At 62.5% G+C, this 17,901-nt stretch carries 16 protein-coding genes and 1 tRNA gene; 11 read left to right on the top strand and 6 right to left on the bottom strand.

The annotated features are described in order from the left end of the window. Positions 1-175 precede the first annotated feature (175 nt). Together V1286_RS34860 and V1286_RS34855 are read right to left on the bottom strand one after the other, a co-directional pair. Positions 176-2,491 (bottom strand): DUF2235 domain-containing protein, encoded by a 2,316-nt coding sequence (locus tag V1286_RS34860; RefSeq protein ID WP_334487777.1) that lies wholly within the window; start codon positions 2,489-2,491, stop codon positions 176-178. 182 nt (positions 2,492-2,673) lie between these two features. Further along, positions 2,674-2,748, bottom strand: a tRNA-Gly gene (locus tag V1286_RS34855). 504 nt (positions 2,749-3,252) lie between these two features. On the opposite strand from V1286_RS34855, the gene trxA reads away from it, so the two are divergent. Both trxA and V1286_RS34845 read left to right on the top strand, forming a co-directional pair. Then, positions 3,253-4,176 (top strand): thioredoxin, encoded by a 924-nt coding sequence (gene trxA / locus V1286_RS34850; protein WP_334487774.1) that lies wholly within the window; start codon positions 3,253-3,255, stop codon positions 4,174-4,176. 33 nt (positions 4,177-4,209) lie between these two features. Then, positions 4,210-4,884 carry an LON peptidase substrate-binding domain-containing protein gene (locus tag V1286_RS34845; RefSeq protein ID WP_334487771.1) on the top strand — a complete coding sequence of 225 codons (675 nt, stop codon included), beginning with the start codon at positions 4,210-4,212 and terminating at the stop codon, positions 4,882-4,884. 4 nt (positions 4,885-4,888) lie between these two features. Here the strand turns inward: V1286_RS34845 and V1286_RS34840 are convergent, their stop codons facing one another. Continuing rightward, positions 4,889-5,239 carry a hypothetical protein gene (locus tag V1286_RS34840; protein WP_334487768.1) on the bottom strand — a complete coding sequence of 117 codons (351 nt, stop codon included), beginning with the start codon at positions 5,237-5,239 and terminating at the stop codon, positions 4,889-4,891. A gap of 90 nt (positions 5,240-5,329) precedes the next feature. On the opposite strand from V1286_RS34840, the gene V1286_RS34835 reads away from it, so the two are divergent. Beyond that, positions 5,330-5,866, top strand: a complete 537-nt coding sequence (locus tag V1286_RS34835; RefSeq protein WP_334487765.1) for a TetR/AcrR family transcriptional regulator — start codon at positions 5,330-5,332, stop codon at positions 5,864-5,866. Between the two features lie 49 nt (positions 5,867-5,915). Beyond that, positions 5,916-6,113: a Trm112 family protein gene (locus tag V1286_RS34830; protein WP_334487762.1), complete on the top strand. Its 198-nt coding sequence runs from the start codon at positions 5,916-5,918 to the stop codon at positions 6,111-6,113. Positions 6,114-6,189: 76 nt separating this feature from the next. Here the strand turns inward: V1286_RS34830 and V1286_RS34825 are convergent, their stop codons facing one another. Continuing rightward, positions 6,190-7,410 carry a ubiquinone biosynthesis hydroxylase gene (locus V1286_RS34825; RefSeq protein WP_334487759.1) on the bottom strand — a complete coding sequence of 407 codons (1,221 nt, stop codon included), beginning with the start codon at positions 7,408-7,410 and terminating at the stop codon, positions 6,190-6,192. Positions 7,411-7,618: 208 nt separating this feature from the next. Here V1286_RS34825 and tesB point away from each other — a divergent pair, with 208 nt between their 5' ends. After that, on the top strand, positions 7,619-8,479 hold the full coding sequence (gene tesB, locus V1286_RS34820) for an acyl-CoA thioesterase II (RefSeq protein WP_334487756.1): 861 nt from the start codon (positions 7,619-7,621) through the stop codon (positions 8,477-8,479). 3 nt (positions 8,480-8,482) lie between these two features. On the opposite strand, the gene V1286_RS34815 is transcribed toward tesB, so the two are convergent. Next, positions 8,483-9,364 carry a DUF4339 domain-containing protein gene (locus V1286_RS34815; RefSeq protein ID WP_334487753.1) on the bottom strand — a complete coding sequence of 294 codons (882 nt, stop codon included), beginning with the start codon at positions 9,362-9,364 and terminating at the stop codon, positions 8,483-8,485. A gap of 247 nt (positions 9,365-9,611) precedes the next feature. Here V1286_RS34815 and V1286_RS34810 point away from each other — a divergent pair, with 247 nt between their 5' ends. From V1286_RS34810 to V1286_RS34795, 4 genes are all read left to right on the top strand, one after another. Further along, positions 9,612-9,950, top strand: a complete 339-nt coding sequence (locus V1286_RS34810) for a P-II family nitrogen regulator (RefSeq protein WP_108520132.1) — start codon at positions 9,612-9,614, stop codon at positions 9,948-9,950. Between the two features lie 91 nt (positions 9,951-10,041). Further along, positions 10,042-11,346, top strand: a complete 1,305-nt coding sequence (locus V1286_RS34805) for an ammonium transporter (RefSeq protein WP_334487751.1) — start codon at positions 10,042-10,044, stop codon at positions 11,344-11,346. Between the two features lie 304 nt (positions 11,347-11,650). Continuing rightward, complete coding sequence (locus V1286_RS34800) at positions 11,651-11,989, top strand: P-II family nitrogen regulator (protein ID WP_008142813.1); 339 nt, start codon at positions 11,651-11,653, stop codon at positions 11,987-11,989. Positions 11,990-12,027: 38 nt separating this feature from the next. Then, positions 12,028-13,470, top strand: a complete 1,443-nt coding sequence (locus V1286_RS34795; protein WP_334487748.1) for an ammonium transporter — start codon at positions 12,028-12,030, stop codon at positions 13,468-13,470. Positions 13,471-13,804: 334 nt separating this feature from the next. Here V1286_RS34795 and V1286_RS34790 read toward each other — a convergent pair whose 3' ends face one another. Further along, positions 13,805-14,035: an AbrB/MazE/SpoVT family DNA-binding domain-containing protein gene (locus V1286_RS34790; protein WP_334490120.1), complete on the bottom strand. Its 231-nt coding sequence runs from the start codon at positions 14,033-14,035 to the stop codon at positions 13,805-13,807. Between the two features lie 173 nt (positions 14,036-14,208). Here V1286_RS34790 and V1286_RS34785 point away from each other — a divergent pair, with 173 nt between their 5' ends. Next, a complete protein-coding gene (locus tag V1286_RS34785; protein ID WP_334487745.1) occupies positions 14,209-15,432 on the top strand; it encodes an aminotransferase class I/II-fold pyridoxal phosphate-dependent enzyme in 1,224 nt (407 codons plus the stop codon). 13 nt (positions 15,433-15,445) lie between these two features. Then, the gene (locus V1286_RS34780; RefSeq protein WP_334487742.1) at positions 15,446-17,887 is read left to right on the top strand and encodes a DNA translocase FtsK; all 2,442 of its coding nucleotides are present in this window, start codon (positions 15,446-15,448) and stop codon (positions 17,885-17,887) included. Positions 17,888-17,901 lie beyond the last annotated feature (14 nt).

The following is a 17,901-nucleotide window of genomic DNA, read 5'->3' as shown; positions in this document are numbered from 1 at the left end:
AAATTCCTCGTCCGGTCTGGTTCTGAGATTTTTTGCGACGGACGCGCTGCATCGCAATATTTGCGCAGAACGCGCAGCGCGAATGAGAAGCGCCCACCGCGTGGGCAAGCTTCCACAGAAAGGTGGATCCACCCAGGTCTGTTCCATTCGATGGGACAGACCCGTCACGCGCCCGCTATCTTGTTCGCTTTACGGTAAGGTATGCAGTGCCGCGATTGTTGCGGTAGAGCAGGTCATGGAGACCCGGCACACCGATCACGGCGTCGTTGACGAAGACGAACAGTTCTTGTTTGCGATTGGGCGCAATCGTGGGCGCGATATTGAACTGGATGATGTCGTCGTAAGGATCAGGCTCGTAGGAGCTCTCTTCGCCGCCGACATGCCCAAAACGCAGCACGATGCGGAACCAATCCTTGGATAGCTCCCGCCGCAAGGGCAGAAACAGGGAGAGATATACACGCTCGTACCAGGCCGGCTGGTCTTTGGCGGAGAAGCCTCCGACCGGAGTGCCGATGCGAGCGACGCCATTGAACCATGGCTCACCCGGCTGGATGGTCACATAGTAGCGCGCGCGATGTTCGAGCAGGATGCCTGTTGCCTTGCACAGTTCCGACGTTTTGAATTCAACACGCTTGCTCTGGTTGATTTCAAGCACTGCGGGCTTTGGATCGGCATCGCCGTGAACGCAGGTGTATCCGGCCACGTCCAGGCCATCGTAGGCGAGATGATTCACCGCTGCAAATCCGAGATAGAAGAACACCACCGCGAAGAACGCCGGTGCGATCGTGCGTTTCAGATGGTCGTGGAAGCCGATGTAAAGCGGGCTGCTGCGGAGACGATAGATCCAGTTGTCGGGCAGGCCTGATGGTGCTTCCGGCGTCTTTCGCCAGATCGAAGCCATCAGATTTGATGTGCGACCTGCAATTCGCGAGGACACATATAGCAAGCCGGAAACCAGGCCAGCCAGAACAAGGAACCAGCCCGGCGCGCGTGCATAGCCGTCGATCCACGTCGATGCAAAGCCTGGAAGAAATCCGCCGACAAAGCGCACAAAGTCCGACACCCAGCGAATCGGGCTTGTATATTCATCATAGCGTTGCGCGCCGCTCACCAGCGGAAACAGCACCAGCCACAACGTCGCGCCGACGGTGGCGAAATAGGTGATGCGGCGCTTCCAGACCTCGTTCCAAACATGCTCCTGCGCCAGCGCACGCTGCGCCGCAGCCGTGCTGGCTTCAAACGGTTCTGTGGCCGACGCGATCCTGAACTTGTCGGGCGATACGATCTCGCCGTCTTCCTTGACGACGCGATAATAGGGCGGAAGGCCAACCGGCGCGTAAGCATGCGCGTGGTTTTCGATGCGCCTGAAGACGCTTTCGTGAATTTTTGCGATTCCGACGCCGACCTCGTCGTCTTCCTGTTTCCTGGTCTCCGGATACAGGAATGGGACCAGTTTGCGCGGCCCGTAGCGGTAGTAGCCGCCGAGACCCTTGCGCGGGTCGTAGAGCCGTCCGTCCTTGTCCCGCTTGGAAATCGCGTTCTTGAACGTGTCGGGATCGGATATCATCAGATCAGGATTGGGCGGCTCGTTTGCATAATCCGATTTGAATTTGAGCCCGCATCGTTTGGCCTCGGTAATCATCCAGACGAAAGGGATGTAGGCGAGCGCATCGTCGGGATACCCGCCGCCGACATTGGTGTGCACGCCGGCAAACCAGACCTGGCTGATACGTTCGTCCTTGATGAAGCGCCGCCCGTTGACGTCGGGCGCAGCGGAGTTGCCATTGATGCCGGCGGTTTCGTCCCAAAGCTGCGGGTGGAACGTGGTCCGCTCCTCGTCGAGCGCCAGCGCCTGACAGGCGCGCATGACACGAGGGGAGAGACGGTTGTTCGGCAGTTCAATCGGCCAGATATACTGATGAATGCCGCGGGTCATCTCGTCGACCGGCATGCCGTAGGCGGCAACCGTGTCCCAGACGCCGACGAACCTGATCTTGACGTTCCTGCGAACCTCTTTCGGAGGATAATGCGGCCCGAACTTGTTGCGGACCCATTGATAGGGCGCTTCAAACTTCAGATGATGGTAGCGATCCCTGCGATAGGCGCGGTAGGCCGCACTCGCCAGGCTGTGGAGTTCGGCTTCATTGTCGGCTTTGATGAGACCCTGGCTGTCGATCAACCCCATCACGATCCGGATCGTGAAGGCACCGCGGCTGAATCCGAAACCGAACAGCTCGTCGTCGGCATCGCGATAGTTGCGGCAGGCGAATTTGTAGAGGGCGATGACGTTGCGCCGCAGGCCGAGACCGAACGCGCCGCCGAGGATCGCCATCGGCTTGAACGACGAGGTACCGACGCCGTCGTCATAGAACGCGATCTGGTCGTTGCCGGAAAGATCCAGCGCCTCGAAGGTGCGCCAGACATTGGTTCGCCAGACTTTTGCTGAAGAATTGCCGGTGCCGTCGGACAGCAGAATGATTTTCCGGCCCATGAAATTGCCCCGCCGAGTGATGAAGAGACCCCACAACCTCTTGCCCGGGAGAATTACACGCGCCGCTCGAGCCAAGGGAGAGCTGAATCACATCACGGCACCAAAAACGACCGTGCCCAAAACGACAAGGCCGCCAAAAGGCGGCCTGTCGATGATCCGGTAATTTGCCATAGAAGAAAATCTGGAGCGGGCGAAGGGGCTCGAACCCTCGACCCCGACCTTGGCAAGGTCGTGCTCTACCACTGAGCTACACCCGCATCCGAGATGGCGGCGAACGCTCGCCGTCAACGGCAGACCTATGCCAAATGCGGACCGTGAATGCAACAGTCCGCGTGCGATCTGTTGGCGCGCGGATCATCCGATTTCATTAACAAATGGGAGCGAATCGGTCCGAAACAACGCCTAAACGGGGTTTGTCGGCCTCGTAAGCCCACGCCGGGAACCCAAGGCCAGGCCGCGGGCGCGATACGGGGCGATTCGAGCCATTTTTTTGAACCAGCCTCCCAACGCTGTCCATTCGTCCCGCACGTCGCAATCGAAGGTATTTGGCCTGCCCAGACGGGGTGTCGACGTTCCGGCAGGGTTCCGACCCTCGATGACGCGGCCGGCGCCTGCCGATTGAATTTTGTGACCAAGCCGCCATCTAGCGGATGAGGAACTTCACCCCTAGCCGTGCTAGAACGGGTCCGAATTCCAAGACATCTTCTAACGCCAAGATTCTAACTCCAAGACATCTTCTCAAGACATCAGGCGAGGATACCGTGACGATAGTTGAGCAGGGCGGCGGCCCGGCGCCGCAGGCAGCACCCGATCTGATCAAGGAGACGACTACCCAGACCTTCGTAAAGGATGTCATCGAGGAATCGAAGCGTCAGCCGGTGCTGATCGACTTCTGGGCGCCTTGGTGCGGCCCGTGCCGCCAGCTCACGCCCGTTCTCGAAAAGGCAGTCCGCGCGGCCAAGGGCAAGGTCAAGCTGGTCAAGATGAATATCGACGAGCATCCGGCCATCCCCGGCCAGATGGGCATTCAGTCAATCCCGGCCGTGATCGCGTTCGTGGGCGGCCAGCCCGCAGACGGCTTCATGGGCGCGGTACCGGAGAGCCAGATCAACGCCTTCATCGACAAGCTCACCAAGGGCATGACGGCGCCGGGCGAGCCGAATATCGCAGAGATCCTGCAGGAGGCCGAGGCCGTGCTGGCGGAAGGCGACCCCGCCGCGGCAGCCCGGATCTATGCCGAGATACTGGGTTTCGATGCCACCAATATCGCGGCCATGGCAGGGCTGGCGAAATGCTATGTGACGACGGGCGCCGTCGAACAGGCCAAGCAGACGTTGGCGATGGTGCCGGAATCGAAGCGCAATGACGCCGCCGTCAAGGCGGTGCAGGCCTCGATCGACCTTGCCGAGCAGGCCCAGTCGGTCGGCCCGGTGACCGAGCTCGAACAGAAGGTCGCCGCAGACCCGCTCGACCATCAGGCGCGCTTCGACCTGGCCACCGCGCTCAACGCGCTCGGCAAGCGCACCGAGGCGACCAACCAGTTGCTGGAAATCGTCAGGCGCGACCGCAAGTGGAACGATGACGGCGCGCGCAAGCAGCTGGTGCAGTTCTTCGAGGCGTGGGGCGGCGCCGACGAAGCGACCGTCGAGGGACGAAAGCGGCTGTCGACGATTCTGTTCTCGTGAGGCGCGTATTCCACCGAACCAACGGGACTGCAAATGCCGATCAATGCCGAATACCGCGGACCCGGCGAGCTTCCCGAAATCGTTCCGGTATTTCCATTGCCGGGCGCGCTGTTGCTGCCGCGCGGCCAGATGCCGCTCAATATTTTCGAGCCGCGCTATCTGGCGATGGTGGATGACGCGCTACGCGATGGTCACCGGCTGATCGGGATGATCCAGCCGGATACTTCCCACAGCAGGGACGAGACAAGGCCGGAGCTGTTCCGGGTCGGCTGCGTCGGCCGCATCACGCAGCTCGCCGAATCCGGTGACGGCCGCTACATCCTGGAACTGACCGGCGTCGCGCGCTTCAAGGTGGTCGAGGAAATCTCAGCGCTGACCGCGTACCGGCAATGCAAGGTGGATTTCTTTCCCTATGCCGACGATTTCGTGGCGCGCAAAGGCGAAGAAGCCGTCGACCGCGCGGCCTTGCTCGATGTGCTGACGGATTTTCTCGAAGCCAACAATCTGAAGGTGGATTGGGAAGGTATCGAGAGCGCGCCGAACGAGGCACTGGTCAACGCGCTCGCCATGATGTCGCCCTATGGTCCGGCGGAGAAGCAGGCGATGCTGGAGGCGCCCGACCTGAAAACCCGCGCCGAAATCCTGATCGCGGTGACCGAAATGGATCTCGCCAAGAAGCGCACCAGCGGCGACACCGGGCTGCAGTAATGCGTCAATACCCCGCCACGGCGAGCACGACGACGGCGCCGAGCGCTTTCCAGCCAAAGCCGCGACCGCGGGACCACCAGGCGTTGGCAGCGGCGGCAAAGGCGTAGACCGCGACGATCGTCACGACGATCCAGTGCCGCGCGCTCTCCGATCCAAACGAGGGCGCGGCAATCAGCAGCACGCCGCCGCCGATCCAGGCCACCGTACCCGCCTGCCATACGAGGCGGATCAGGGTCCGCAGGCTCTCCGGCTGGATGGTGGCTTTGGCAAACACCTTGGTTTCGCCCAGCGCACCGTGAATCAGGGCAACCACTATTCCGGCGACGCCAGCACATTGCAGAATGAGATCGCGCATCGAACGCCTCCATACACTACTGTATTGTTATGCGCCGCATTCTGGCGCCTGTCAATACAGTAGTGTATGGTGCGCATTGCAGGACCGATCATGAACGATCAGCTATCGGCAAAGGACTGGCTCGATCAGGGCCTGAAAGCATTGGCGAGCCGCGGCTTCACCGCGCTGAAGGCGGAACCTTTGGCCAAGGCGATGGGCGTGTCGCGCGGCAGCTTCTACTGGCACTTTGCCGATATCGCCGCCTTTCATGCCGCAATCCTTGCGCGCTGGCACGAGGTTGCGGCCGAGCAGATCATCGCCAATGTCGAGGCGGCCTCGAAGGACGAGAACCCGCTCGCGCTGCTGCTGCGCCGCGTGTTCGGCGAGCGGCTGATGCTGGAACGGGCGGTCCGCACCTGGGCAAGCATCGACCCCGCTGCCCGCGCCGCCGTGCAGGCGATCGATCGGCGTCGGTTGAGCTATGTGGAGGGCCTTCTGGCCCAGTCCGGGTTATCGGCGGAAATTGCACGTGCCCGCGCCCAAATTCTCTATTGGGCGTTTCTCGGCTTTGCGCTATCGGATCAGCCGTTGCCGAAGGCGCGACAACAGGCCGTGGTCGACGAACTGGTGCGGATGTCAGCGTCATGACACCTCGCGATCCTGTATGATATGGACCAGCGCTAGCCGGAGACAGCAAATGAACGCCACGCCCGAACGCCTCGACAGCACCGTCGATCCGAAGCTGCTGGAGATCCTGGTCTGTCCGGTGACCAAGGGCCCGCTCGAGTTCGATTCGACCCGGCAGGAGCTGATCTCCCGCTCGGCCAAGCTCGCTTATCCGATCCGCGACGGCATCCCGATCATGCTGCCGGAAGAGGCGCGTAAGATCGAGTGACGCGTTGGCGAATAGTGAGTAGCGAATGGCGAATAGCAAAACCTCCATTCGCTACTCACTATTCGCCATTCGCCCGTTAAAGCGCCTCGCCCTTCAGCAGCCGCGGCACTTCGCCCGACAGCCCTGCGGCCTGGCGGATGAACAGGCTCTTCAGCGGCGGCGCGCGATCGACGAGGCCAAGCCCGATATCGCGTACGGTGCGCAGCAGCGTCGATTCGTTCGAGAACAGGAAGTTCAGCGAATTGGTGGCAAGCCCCATCGCCATGGTGTCGAAGCGCCGCCAGCGCTGGTAGCGGTCGAGCACGTCGGCCTGCCCGGGATCGATGCCGAGCCGCGCCGCATCGACCACTACTTCGGCCAGCGCCGCGATGTCCTTCAGGCCCATGTTGAGGCCCTGCCCCGCGATCGGATGAATGACGTGCGCGGCGTCGCCGACCAGCGCCAGCCGCTCGGCAATGAATGAGCGGGCGACGAAATAGCCGAGCGGAAACGCGCGCGGCTTGTCGAGCGCCTTGATCTCGCCGAGGTGCAGCCCGAAGCGCTTCTCGAGTTCATCGTGGAATTCGGCTTCGCCGAGCGCGGTAATGCGTGCGGCCTCGGCGCGATCCTCGGTCCACACCAGCGACGAGCGCTTTCCGGTCAGCGGCAGGATCGCGAATGGCCCCGCCGGGAGAAAATGCTCTTCGGCGCGGCCGTGATGATCCCGCTCGTGGCCAACGGTGACGACGATGCCGGATTGATCGTAGTCCCAGCCATGGGTGGCAATGCCGGCGCGCTCGCGTAGTTTTGAGCGCGCGCCGTCAGCGGCGACCAGCAGGCTTGCCTCGATGACATTGCCGTCCGCGAGCGTCACGGTGATGCCATCGGAACGCGAATCGTAGGTCGAAACCGCCGTGGCGCGGAGATCGACGCCTTCAGCCTCGGCGCGGGCCACCAGCGCATCGATCAGCCGGCGGTTTTCGACCATGTGGGCGAAGGGTTCGCCGGGTTCGACATGGCCGGCAAAGGTCAGGAACACCGGACGGGTGGCATCCGCCAGTTTGGAATCGGTGACGACCATGTCGAGGATGGCTTGCGAATCGGCGGCCACCTGGTCCCAGACGCCGAGCGCCTCGAACAGCCGCCGGCACGCGGCCACAATGGCGGTCGCCCGCGGATCGCGGCTCGGCCGGGTGGCAAGCGCCGGATCGGCCACGATAACGGGAATATCCTTGCCAAGGCCCTGACGGAACGCCAGCGCCAGCGCCAGCCCGGCAAAGGCGCCGCCGCAGATGACAATACTTCGCTGTGCCGCCATGCGGTCCTTGCCCGGTTACTTCGTCAGACTACGCTTGCTACCTGATATTAGCTGGGCGAAACAGGGCCGAGAAACAAGGTACTTAAGCTGACCGTCATTCCGGGGCGCGCGCCAGCGCGAACCCGGAATCCAGAGGTTTTGGCACGAGATTCCAGGTTCGCCTCTTCGAGGCGCCCCGGAATGACCCCGAAATTGAAAGCGCACCACCATGTCCAAGGGCCTGATTGACCTGATTTCCATCCTCGATCTCGAACAGCTCGAGGTGAACCTGTTTCGAGGCAACAGCCCGAAGACGAGCTGGCAGCGGGTGTTCGGCGGCCAGGTGATCGGACAGGCGATGGTGGCGGCATGCCGCACCGTCGAGGGCCGCCTGCCGCATTCGATCCATTGCTATTTCATCTTGCCCGGCGATCCGCAGATCCCGATCATCTACCAGGTCGAACGCCTGCGCGACGGCAAGAGCTATTCGACCCGTCGCGTCACCGCGATCCAGCATGGCAACGCGATCTTCTCGATCATGGTGTCGTTCCATGCGGACGAGGAAGGCGCGTTCAACCATCAGGAAAAGATGCCGGATGTCCCGCCGCCGGAAAAACTCACGGCGGAAGAAGTGTCGAAGCAGCCGATGTTCAAGGAGATGCCGGAATTCATCCGCCGCTATTACGAATCCGACCGGCCGATCGAATTGCGCCCGGTCGAACTCGGCCGCTATTTCGGTCAGAAGATCGACGACGGCCGCATCCATGTCTGGATTCGCACCGCGGCCAAGCTGCCCGACGATCCGGCGCTACATCTGTGCGCGCTGGCCTATGCATCGGATTTCTCGCTGCTCGATGCGGTGATGGCGCGCTACGGCCGCACCCTGTTCGACAAGCGCATGATGCCGGCGAGCCTCGATCACGCGATGTGGTTTCACCGGCCGTTCCGCGCCGATGAATGGCTGCTCTACGCGCAGGACTCGCCGAGCGCGCAAGACGGCCGCGGATTGACCCGCGGCCTGATCTTCAAGCCCGACGGCACGCTGGTGGCATCGGTGGCCCAGGAAGGCTCGGTGCGCCAGCGCAAGTGAAGCTTACGCGGTCGCGCCGCGCTCCGCCAAAACGGTCTGTGACGCCAGCCACTGCGACATCCATCGATATACCCAAGGTATCGGGATGATGAAGAAGAAGCCGATCACAGACACGAGCGCGCGCCACAGAAACTCCAATCCGCTGCCGATGAAGAGGACTTCACGCCGCGTGCCCTCGATGTTCCGACAAAACCATCGCAGCCAGGCGACGTAAACCCAGGCCCAGCCGACGATCGTGATGATGGAAATCACGGCCAGAATGGACCAGCCGATATAAGCCCACACCGAACCGGAGAAGCTGAGCCCGAGCGGCTGCCCATTGGACGAAAGGTTCGCGATAAACCATTTCAGGAAAAGCCAGTAGAGAACCAGCTGGCCGATGTTCACCAGATTGCCGAGCCACTCGATGCCGGTCAGGCCAACCCCGATAATGATGACGGCAGCTCCGAAATACCAGGGAACGATCGTCATCGGCTCGCCTGCGAAGCCGAGGTTCGGCCGTCCCGGCACTTGGACGCAGGGAACGAACCATTTTGCGTACCACACCACGACCCATGGTCCCGGGATGATGAAGATGAGGCCGATCACGAGTACGAGGCTGCGCCAGACAAACTCCAGAATTCCGAAATCAATCGACAGCGGGCCCCCGCTATAGCTTCCGGCCATTTGTGGCGGGCCACCGGGCTGCGCGAAAGCGGGCGGGCCGGATCCGCCAGGTACCAGACCGGGGATTTCCCCTGCCCGTTGCCAGCCCGACATCCCCTCGGTCCAGACCAACGTATCCGCGCTGACCGTGCCCCGGGTAATGAGGTCGCGAAGCTGGGCTTCCGGATAAGGGCCCTGTTGCTGGCCGCTGGATGCATAAAACCACGATCGGTTCGACATTATTATTTCCTTGAGCCGTGGAAATGGGAGAGCCGGCGGAGTGGCTGGCGGTGAAACCGTATTTTGGCGGACGATCCTACCGCCTGTACAGTGATTGACGTCACCAGCTGGAAATGTTTTCCCCTTCTACCTGCAACTTTTTTGTGCCATTTGCCCAGAAAGATGCCAGATTTGCGTCGGCAGCGAGCCGCCGCGCGGTCCGTCTGCCGAGTGCTCAAGAAATATCCAGGGAAATAAAGGCCTGACCATGAAACTCGTCGTCGCGATCATCAAACCCTTCAAGCTTGACGAGGTGCGCCAGGCGCTGACGGCCATCGGCGTCCACGGCATGACGGTGACCGAGGTCAAGGGCTACGGCCGCCAGAAGGGCCACACCGAAATCTATCGCGGCGCCGAATATGTCGTGAACTTCCTGCCCAAGCTCCGAATCGAAATCGCGGTCGCCTCCGACGTCGCCGAAAAAGCGGTCGAGGTCATTACCGCGAACGCGCGTACCGGGCAGATCGGCGACGGCAAGATCTTTGTCACGCCGATCGACCACGCCTTACGAATCCGCACCGGCGAGACCGATAGCGACGCACTCTGAGGCTTCACTGAGTTCAAGGCGCGGTGGCAACGACGCCGATCGCGAGAAGCCAAGAAACGACAACAAAACGACAACAGGCCGGGGGAATTCCATGGGGGCACCATCGTATCGTGCAGCGGGGAATGCTGCGCTCATCGCTCTTGCGGCGAGCTCACTCGCGACGCCGGCCTTGGCCGAGACGTCCACGATCAATGCCGCCGACACCGCGTGGATGATCGTTGCCACCGCGCTGGTATTGATGATGACGATACCGGGTCTGGCGCTGTTCTATTCCGGCATGGTGCGCAAGAAGAACGTGCTGGCGACAATGGCGCAGAGCCTCGCTTCCGTTGCGATCATCTCGATTCTCTGGGTGGCGTTCGGCTATTCGCTGGCCTTCGTCGGCGACGGTCCCTGGATCGGCACGCTCGACCGCTGGTTTTTGATCGGAATGACGATGGAGAGCGTCAACCCGGCGGCGAAGACGATACCGGAAGCGCTCTTCATGCTGTATCAGATGACGTTTGCGATCATCACGGTAGCGCTGGTGGCAGGCGCCGTGGCGGACCGGATGCGATTCTCGGCCTATCTCCTGTTCTCCGTCGGCTGGTTCATGTTCGTCTATGTGCCGCTCGCGCACTGGGTGTGGGGTGGCGGATTCCTTGCCACCTGGGGCGTGCTGGATTTCGCCGGCGGCCTCGTCGTTCATCTTTCCGCCGGCATCGGCGGACTGGTTGCGGCGAAGGTGATGGGCCCGCGTCACGGCTATGGCAGCGAGAACCTCGCGCCGTTCGACCTGTCACTTGCCGTGATTGGCACCGGATTGTTGTGGGTCGGCTGGTTCGGCTTCAATGGCGGATCGGCGCTGGGCGCGAACTCGCGCGCGGTGATGGCGATCACAGCAACCCATCTGGCCGCCTGCGCCGGCGCGCTGACCTGGGCCGCGATCGAATGGGGGACACGGCGCAAGCCGTCGGTGCTCGGCATGATATCGGGCGCCGTCGCGGGGCTTGGCACCATCACGCCGGCCTCCGGATTCGTTGCGCCGTGGCACGGCGTCCTGATCGGCGTCGTCGCGGGAACGCTCTGTTTCTGGGCCTGCACCTGGCTCAAGCAGCGCCTCAAATATGACGACTCGCTCGACGTGTTCGGCGTCCACGGCATTGGCGGATTAACCGGCACATTGCTCGCCGGCGTGTTCGCGGTGAACGCGATCGGCGGCACCCCAGGTCTGATCGAGGGCAATGCGCAACAGGTCCTGATCCAGCTCTATGGGATCGCCGCGACGCTGGTGTGGTCCGGCGGCGTTACCTTTGTGCTGCTCAAGTTCGTTGGCGTGTTCGCCCCGCTGCGGGTGTCGATGCAGCAGGAGCTGGAAGGCCTCGATATCTCGCAGCACGGCGAAGCGCTGCAATAGATCCCCACCCCATTACCGTTTTCTTGCCCGGCCGCTGAGCAGGATTGTGATGCCTGTCAGGCCTGCCCGCGATTTGGGCAGGCCTGACTACGCTTTGGGCGCGACGGAATGGCGCAGGAACGTGCAATTCCCGCTAAGGGCGAAAAGGGCCGGATTCATAGTCTGTTAGGAAACGGTCCCGATCTGGCACGGCATTTGATTCTAAGGGTCATGGCTGTGCCCGCGTAGTGAACATCTCCGCGTGGTGAACCTCAGTCGAGAACGCCCGGTCGGTCTGAACCGGGCCCAAGCGGGGATAGGACCCATGAAAATTGTTATGGCGATCATCAAGCCATTCAAGCTCGAAGAAGTTCGTGATGCCCTGACCGCCATTGGCGTTCATGGTCTTACGGTGACGGAAGTCAAAGGGTATGGCCGCCAGAAGGGCCATACGGAAATCTATCGCGGCGCCGAATATGCCGTGAGCTTCCTGCCCAAGATCAAGATCGAGGTCGCTGTCGCCTCGGATCAGGTCGACAAGACCATCGACGCCATCACCTCCGCTGCCAAGACCGGCCAGATCGGCGACGGCAAGATCTTCGTCATCAACCTCGACCATGCGGTGCGCATCCGCACGGGTGAGGCGGATGCTGCGGCCCTCTGATTTCGCGCTCAAACCTTACCACTCAGGAGTAAAACCAAATGACGTTTAAACGTCCCTATAGCGCGGGACTGGCGGCCCTCGCAGTCGGCCTGTTCGCCGCGACCGCGGCCTACGCCGAACCAACCGTCAACAAGGGCGACAACGCCTGGATGCTGACGTCGACAGTGCTGGTGCTGTTGATGACCATTCCCGGCCTGGCGCTGTTCTACGGCGGTCTCGTCCGTTCCAAGAACATGCTCTCGGTCCTGATGCAGGTGTTCTACACCGTCTGCATCGTCGTCCTGCTCTGGTCGCTCTACGGCTACAGCCTCGCCTTCACCGGCGGTTCCGACTTCATCGGCGGCTTCTCCAAGGCCTTCCTGATGGGCGTAACCCTGGAATCGAAAGCCGCAACCTTCAGCGTCGATGCCAACATCACCGAGCTCATCTATATCTGCTTCCAGATGACCTTCGCGGCGATCACGCCTGCCCTCATCGTCGGCGCCTTCGCCGAACGCATGAAGTTCGCGGCGGTTGCCTTGTTCGTTCCGCTCTGGGTGACCCTGATCTATCTGCCGATCGCGCATATGGTCTGGTACTGGCCCGGTCCGGATCTGATCACGGATGCAGCCAAGGCGCTCGCCGCGGCGGCTGACGGTGCGGCGAAGACCGCGGCGCAGGCCAAGCTCGACGAGATCAACGCCGATGCCGGCTGGATCTTCAAGAAGGGCGCAATCGACTTCGCCGGCGGCACCGTGGTGCATATCAACGCCGGTATCGCCGGCCTTGTTGGTGCGCTCCTGATCGGCAAGCGCGTCGGCTACGGCAAGGAGCTGATGGCTCCGCACTCGCTGACCATGACCATGATCGGCGCTTCGCTGCTCTGGGTCGGCTGGTTCGGCTTCAACGCCGGATCGAACCTCGAAGCCTCCGGCGGCGCCGCGCTCGCCATGACCAACTCCTTCGTTGCAACCGCAGCGGCGGCGATGGCCTGGATGTTCGCGGAATGGATCGTCAAGGGTCATCCTTCGGTGCTCGGCGCGTTGTCGGGCGCGGTGGCGGGCCTCGTGGCGGTCACGCCTGCGGCCGGCTATTCCGGTCCGATGGGCGCGATCGTGCTTGGTCTCGTGGTCGGCGTCGTCTGCCTGTTCTTCTGCACCGTGGTGAAGAACTCGCTCGGCTATGACGACTCGCTCGACGTGTTCGGCGTCCACTGCATCGGCGGCATCATCGGCGCGCTCGGCACCGGCATCCTGGTGAATCCGGCCCTCGGCGGTACCGGCGTCATGGATTACGCCGCCGGCAAGATCGCCGACTACGACTTCGTTGCGCAGATGACCTCGCAGCTCTGGGGCGTCTCCACCACGCTGGTGTGGTCGGGCATCGGTTCGGCGATCCTCTACAAGGTGGTCGACGTGATCGTCGGCCTGCGCGTCAACGTCGAAACCGAGCGTGAAGGCCTCGACGTCACCGAGCACACGGAGCGCGCCTACAACATGTAAGTTCTCCCGGGATGCGATCCCCCAAGGGACAACGTAGTCGTTGCCCCGGGGTCGCATCCACAACTCCGGTTCGGGCACATACCCGGCAATGCCCTGACCGTTGAGGGGCTCCAGCGCAAGTTGGAGCCCCTTTCTTTTTGTGCAGCGGATTTGCCGAACCCGGGCCGGAACTAGGTACGCGCGTCGCTTTCCGGCGTGATCAACGTCACGGCCGGAAAGTAAGCAGAGGGCCGCGACGAGCCGCGTCCTCGAGTTGTGCAAGCGACCACTCCCACCAGCCTTCAGTCTGCGTGAAGACGTCCAGCAGGATGTTCGAATCAACGAGCGTCACGGACTAATCCCCGCGCGTGATCGCCATGATTTCATCCGTGGAGGGACCGGGTCCGGCTATACCGACCAGCTTGGCAAGGCGACTGGGTTCCTTTGTCGCTTCGACTTTTTCGATCACGATGCTGCCGTCGGCGGCGCGCCGGAACTCGACCTGGCTACCCGGAGCGATCCCGAGGTGCTCGCGCACCGGCTTTGGAATCGTCACTTGGCCCTTACTTGTGACTGTCGTTGCCAGGGCAGACCCCTGCACCGGTAATACCGACTTTAGATATGGTAATACCGCGCAAATTGTACAGGTCGGTCGATGGTTAATCGCGTCTTAACCTCGCCGTATCTATGGTGGTTTGATGTGTTTCCGGTCGGAGGTTTGGTCCCTCGACCGCTATTGAAAGTGCTGGCGTTTCAGACATGGCGATGACTGCCTCTTCCGGCGTGGCGCAGGGCGCCGGCAGCGTACCTGCCGGTCAGGCCGAGCGTTCGCCCTTTCTGCGCACCACCGAGCTGCTGGCGCCGTACCAGCCCGCCAAGCCATTGATTACGCTGTCATTGGGCGAGCCGCAGCACCCTGTGCCGGATTTTGTCGGGCCGGTTCTGGCGAAGCACATTGCTGATTTCGGCCGCTATCCCCTGGCCAAGGGGATCGAGCCGTTCCGGCGGGCAGCAGCCAATTGGCTTTCGACCAGGTTCCAGCTCCCGCGGCTGATCGATCCCGAGAGCGAAATCCTGGTGCTGAGCGGCAGCCGCGAGGGGCTGTTTTTCGCGGCGATCACCGCCGCCCGTTATGTTGGCCCGCGCAAGGGCAGGCCCGCGATCCTGATGCCCAACCCGTTTTATCCGGCCTATGGCGCGGGCGCCCGCGCCGCCGGTTGCGAACTGATTTACCTGCCGACCACTCTCGCCAACGGATTTTTGCCGGATCTCGACGCGCTCGACGAGGCGACGCTGGCCCGAACCGTGGCGATGTTCATCGCCTCGCCCGCCAATCCGCAAGGTTCGGTCGCCTCGCGCGACTACTTTATGCGCTTGAAGAAGCTCGCCGACCGCCATGGCTTCATGATCCTGAGCGACGAGTGCTATTCGGAAATCTACACAAGGCAGGCGCCGGGCAGCGCGCTGGAATGCGCTGGTCCCGATTTTGCCAACGTGGTTGCGTTCCAGTCGCTGTCGAAGCGCTCGAACCTGCCCGGCATGCGCGTCGGCTTTGCCGCGGGCGACCGAAAGTTTCTCGCGGCCTTTCACGAATTGCGCAATGTCGCGGCACCCCAGGTGCCGGTGCCGCTGCAGCACGTCGCGGTCGCCGCCTATAGCGACGAAATGCACGTCGAAGAAAACCGCAGACTTTACCGTATCAAGTTCGATCTCGCCGACCAGATTCTCGGCAGCCGCTACGGCTATGTGCGACCCGCTGGCGGCTTCTGCGTCTGGCTCGACGTCTCCGAGCGCGGCGGCGACGAGGCTGTGGCGGTCAAACTCTATCGGGACGCGGGCGTCCGCGTGATCCCGGGAAGTTATCTGTCGCGACCGCAGAACGACGGCTTCAATCCCGGCGCAGGCTACATCCGCCTCGCGCTGGTCTCCGACAGCGAATCAACGGCCGAGGCATTGCACCGGCTGGTCGAAATTCTGGATTAATCGCAGGGCCCCCATGAGCATGCCAGCGATCGAACGTGTCATTCCCCTGGTCGGCCATCTGCCGGTCTCGATCCGCGACGCCCTCGCGCGACGGCTGCGCGAGCTTGCAGGCCTCGGCCTGATCGGGCTGTCCGGCGTGGCGGCGGCAGCGTTGATGACGTGGTCGGTGCAGGACCCGAGCCTGAGCCACGCGACTTCACGCCCGATCCGCAACGTTCTCGGCTATCCCGGCGCGATCGGCGCCGATCTCCTGATGCAGATTCTCGGCCTCGGCGCGATCATGCTGATCCTCCCCATCGCGGTGTGGGGCTGGCGCATGCTGACCCATCGCACCTTCGACCGCGAAGCGCTGCGCCTTGGATGCTGGATTCTCTGCACGGTGATCGCGGCGGGCTTTGCAAGCTGCTGGCCGCATGGCGGAACGTGGGCGCTGCCGACCGGCCTTGGCGGCGTCGTCGGCGACGCGCTGGTGCGGGCGCCGGCCGTGGTATTCGGTCCGGCCGGCTTCACCTATCGTCTCGTTCTCGGCATCATCCTGTTCGTGGCGATGTGCGCGGCCTTCCTGTTTGCCAGCGGCTGGGGCTCGCGTCCGAGAGATGAAGAGCTGACACCGATCGAGGACGATGACGCGCCCTTCGAGGAAGAAGGGGATCGCAGTTCGGTTTCGCTCGGATGGGTGTATCACGCGCTGATGAGCGCAAAGGCGCGGCTCGCTTGGCTGATGAGCGCGGCCTATCGATCGCTGGTGTCGAGTTCGCCGCCGCCTCGCACCGCCTCGTTCGAACGTCAGGAACCGAGCCTCAAAGGCCGCGCTGCACCGGCACTGGCCCCGCGGGAAGAGGAATTCGAGGACGAGGAAGAAGAGGAAGACGAGGACGAGGAAGTCCCGGCCGCTCGCGCTCCGCGCAAGAAGGCCGCGCCGCGCACGGCGGCACGCAAATCCGACAAATTCGAACTGCCTTCGGTCTCGGTGCTGACGGCACCAAAGGCATCGGATCGGCAACCGCTCAGCAAGGCCGAGCTGGAGGCCAATTCGCGCGCGCTGGAAGGCGTGCTCGGCGATTTCGGCGTCCGCGGCGAGATCGTCAAGGCCAACCCCGGCCCGGTCGTGACGCTCTACGAACTCGAACCGGCGCCCGGCATCAAATCCTCGCGCGTGATCGGCCTTGCCGACGATATCGCCCGCTCGATGAGCGCGCTCTCGGCCCGCGTCGCCGTGGTCGCCGGCCGCAACGCCATCGGCATCGAACTGCCGAATGTGCATCGCGAAAAGGTTTACCTGCGCGAATTGCTGACCACGAAGGACGAGTCGCACGCGAAACTTCCGCTCTGCCTCGGTAAGAATATCGGCGGCGAATCCATCATCATCGATCTGGCGCGCACGCCGCATATGCTGATCGCCGGTACCACCGGCTCCGGCAAATCAGTCGCGATCAACACCATGATCCTGAGCCTGGTCTACCGCTTGCGGCCGGATCAGTGCCGCCTGATCATGGTCGATCCAAAAATGCTCGAACTCTCCGTCTATGACGGCATCCCGCATCTGCTGACGCCGGTCGTGACCGACCCGAAGAAGGCGGTGGTGGCGCTGAAATGGGCCGTGCGCGAGATGGAAGAGCGCTACAAGAAAATGGCCAAGCTCGGTGTGCGCAACATCGACGGTTATAACCAGCGCCTCGTCGAAGCCAAGGGCAAGGGCGAAGAACTGACGCGCACGGTGCATACCGGCTTCGACAAGGAAACCGGCAAGGCGATCTACGAGGACGAAAAGCTCGACCTCGAACCGCTGCCCTTTATCGTCATCATCGTCGACGAAATGGCCGACCTGATGATGGTGGCCGGCAAGGACATCGAAGGCGCGGTGCAGCGTCTCGCCCAGATGGCGCGCGCCGCCGGCCTGCACGTGATCCTCGCAACCCAGCGTCCCTCGGTCGACGTCATCACCGGCACCATCAAGGCGAACTTCCCGACCCGTATCTCGTTTCAGGTCACCTCGAAAATCGACAGTCGCACCATCCTCGGCGAAATGGGCGCCGAGCAACTGCTCGGCCAGGGCGACATGCTCTATATGGCCGGCGGCGGACGCATCAGCCGCGTGCACGGGCCATTCGTCTCCGACGAGGAAGTCGAGAAGGTCGTGCGTCACCTCAAGACGCAGGGCCAGCCGGAATATCTGGAGGCGGTCACCGCGGAAGAGCCGACCGACGAGGACGGCGCGGTGTTCGATTCCACCGGCATGGGCGGCGATGGCGGCGGCGACCTGTTCTCGCAGGCGGTTGCGATCGTCAAGCGCGACCGCAAGGCCTCGACCTCCTATATTCAGCGCCGGCTGCAGATCGGCTACAACCGCGCCGCGTCGTTGATGGAACGGATGGAACTCGAAGGCATCGTTGGGCAGGCGAATCACGCCGGCAAGCGCGAAATTCTGGTCGCGGAAGAAGAGGGCGGATTCTAGATACCGGCGCCAAA

Origin of the sequence: Bradyrhizobium algeriense, assembly GCF_036924595.1 — a bacterium.
In the GTDB taxonomy this organism is placed as follows: Bacteria; Pseudomonadota; Alphaproteobacteria; order Rhizobiales; family Xanthobacteraceae; genus Bradyrhizobium; species Bradyrhizobium algeriense.
The sequence above is the reverse complement of the archived record's forward strand: the minus strand, read 5'-3'. Positions and strand labels throughout refer to the sequence as shown.

What these genes read in the sequence shown, in the direction of transcription:
- V1286_RS34805 (WP_334487751.1), top strand. Translation starts at nt 10,042, where the DNA reads ATGGGGGCACCATCGTATCGTGCAGCGGGGAATGCTGCGCTCATCGCT.
- V1286_RS34860 (WP_334487777.1), bottom strand. Translation starts at nt 2,491, where the DNA reads ATGGGCCGGAAAATCATTCTGCTGTCCGACGGCACCGGCAATTCTTCA.
- V1286_RS34815 (WP_334487753.1), bottom strand. Translation starts at nt 9,364, where the DNA reads ATGTCGAACCGATCGTGGTTTTATGCATCCAGCGGCCAGCAACAGGGC.
- V1286_RS34800 (WP_008142813.1), top strand. Translation starts at nt 11,651, where the DNA reads ATGAAAATTGTTATGGCGATCATCAAGCCATTCAAGCTCGAAGAAGTT.
- V1286_RS34845 (WP_334487771.1), top strand. Translation starts at nt 4,210, where the DNA reads ATGCCGATCAATGCCGAATACCGCGGACCCGGCGAGCTTCCCGAAATC.
- V1286_RS34795 (WP_334487748.1), top strand. Translation starts at nt 12,028, where the DNA reads ATGACGTTTAAACGTCCCTATAGCGCGGGACTGGCGGCCCTCGCAGTC.
- V1286_RS34780 (WP_334487742.1), top strand. Translation starts at nt 15,446, where the DNA reads ATGAGCATGCCAGCGATCGAACGTGTCATTCCCCTGGTCGGCCATCTG.
- V1286_RS34825 (WP_334487759.1), bottom strand. Translation starts at nt 7,410, where the DNA reads ATGGCGGCACAGCGAAGTATTGTCATCTGCGGCGGCGCCTTTGCCGGG.
- V1286_RS34785 (WP_334487745.1), top strand. Translation starts at nt 14,209, where the DNA reads ATGGCGATGACTGCCTCTTCCGGCGTGGCGCAGGGCGCCGGCAGCGTA.
- V1286_RS34840 (WP_334487768.1), bottom strand. Translation starts at nt 5,239, where the DNA reads ATGCGCGATCTCATTCTGCAATGTGCTGGCGTCGCCGGAATAGTGGTT.
- V1286_RS34830 (WP_334487762.1), top strand. Translation starts at nt 5,916, where the DNA reads ATGAACGCCACGCCCGAACGCCTCGACAGCACCGTCGATCCGAAGCTG.
- V1286_RS34810 (WP_108520132.1), top strand. Translation starts at nt 9,612, where the DNA reads ATGAAACTCGTCGTCGCGATCATCAAACCCTTCAAGCTTGACGAGGTG.
- V1286_RS34835 (WP_334487765.1), top strand. Translation starts at nt 5,330, where the DNA reads ATGAACGATCAGCTATCGGCAAAGGACTGGCTCGATCAGGGCCTGAAA.
- tesB (WP_334487756.1), top strand. Translation starts at nt 7,619, where the DNA reads ATGTCCAAGGGCCTGATTGACCTGATTTCCATCCTCGATCTCGAACAG.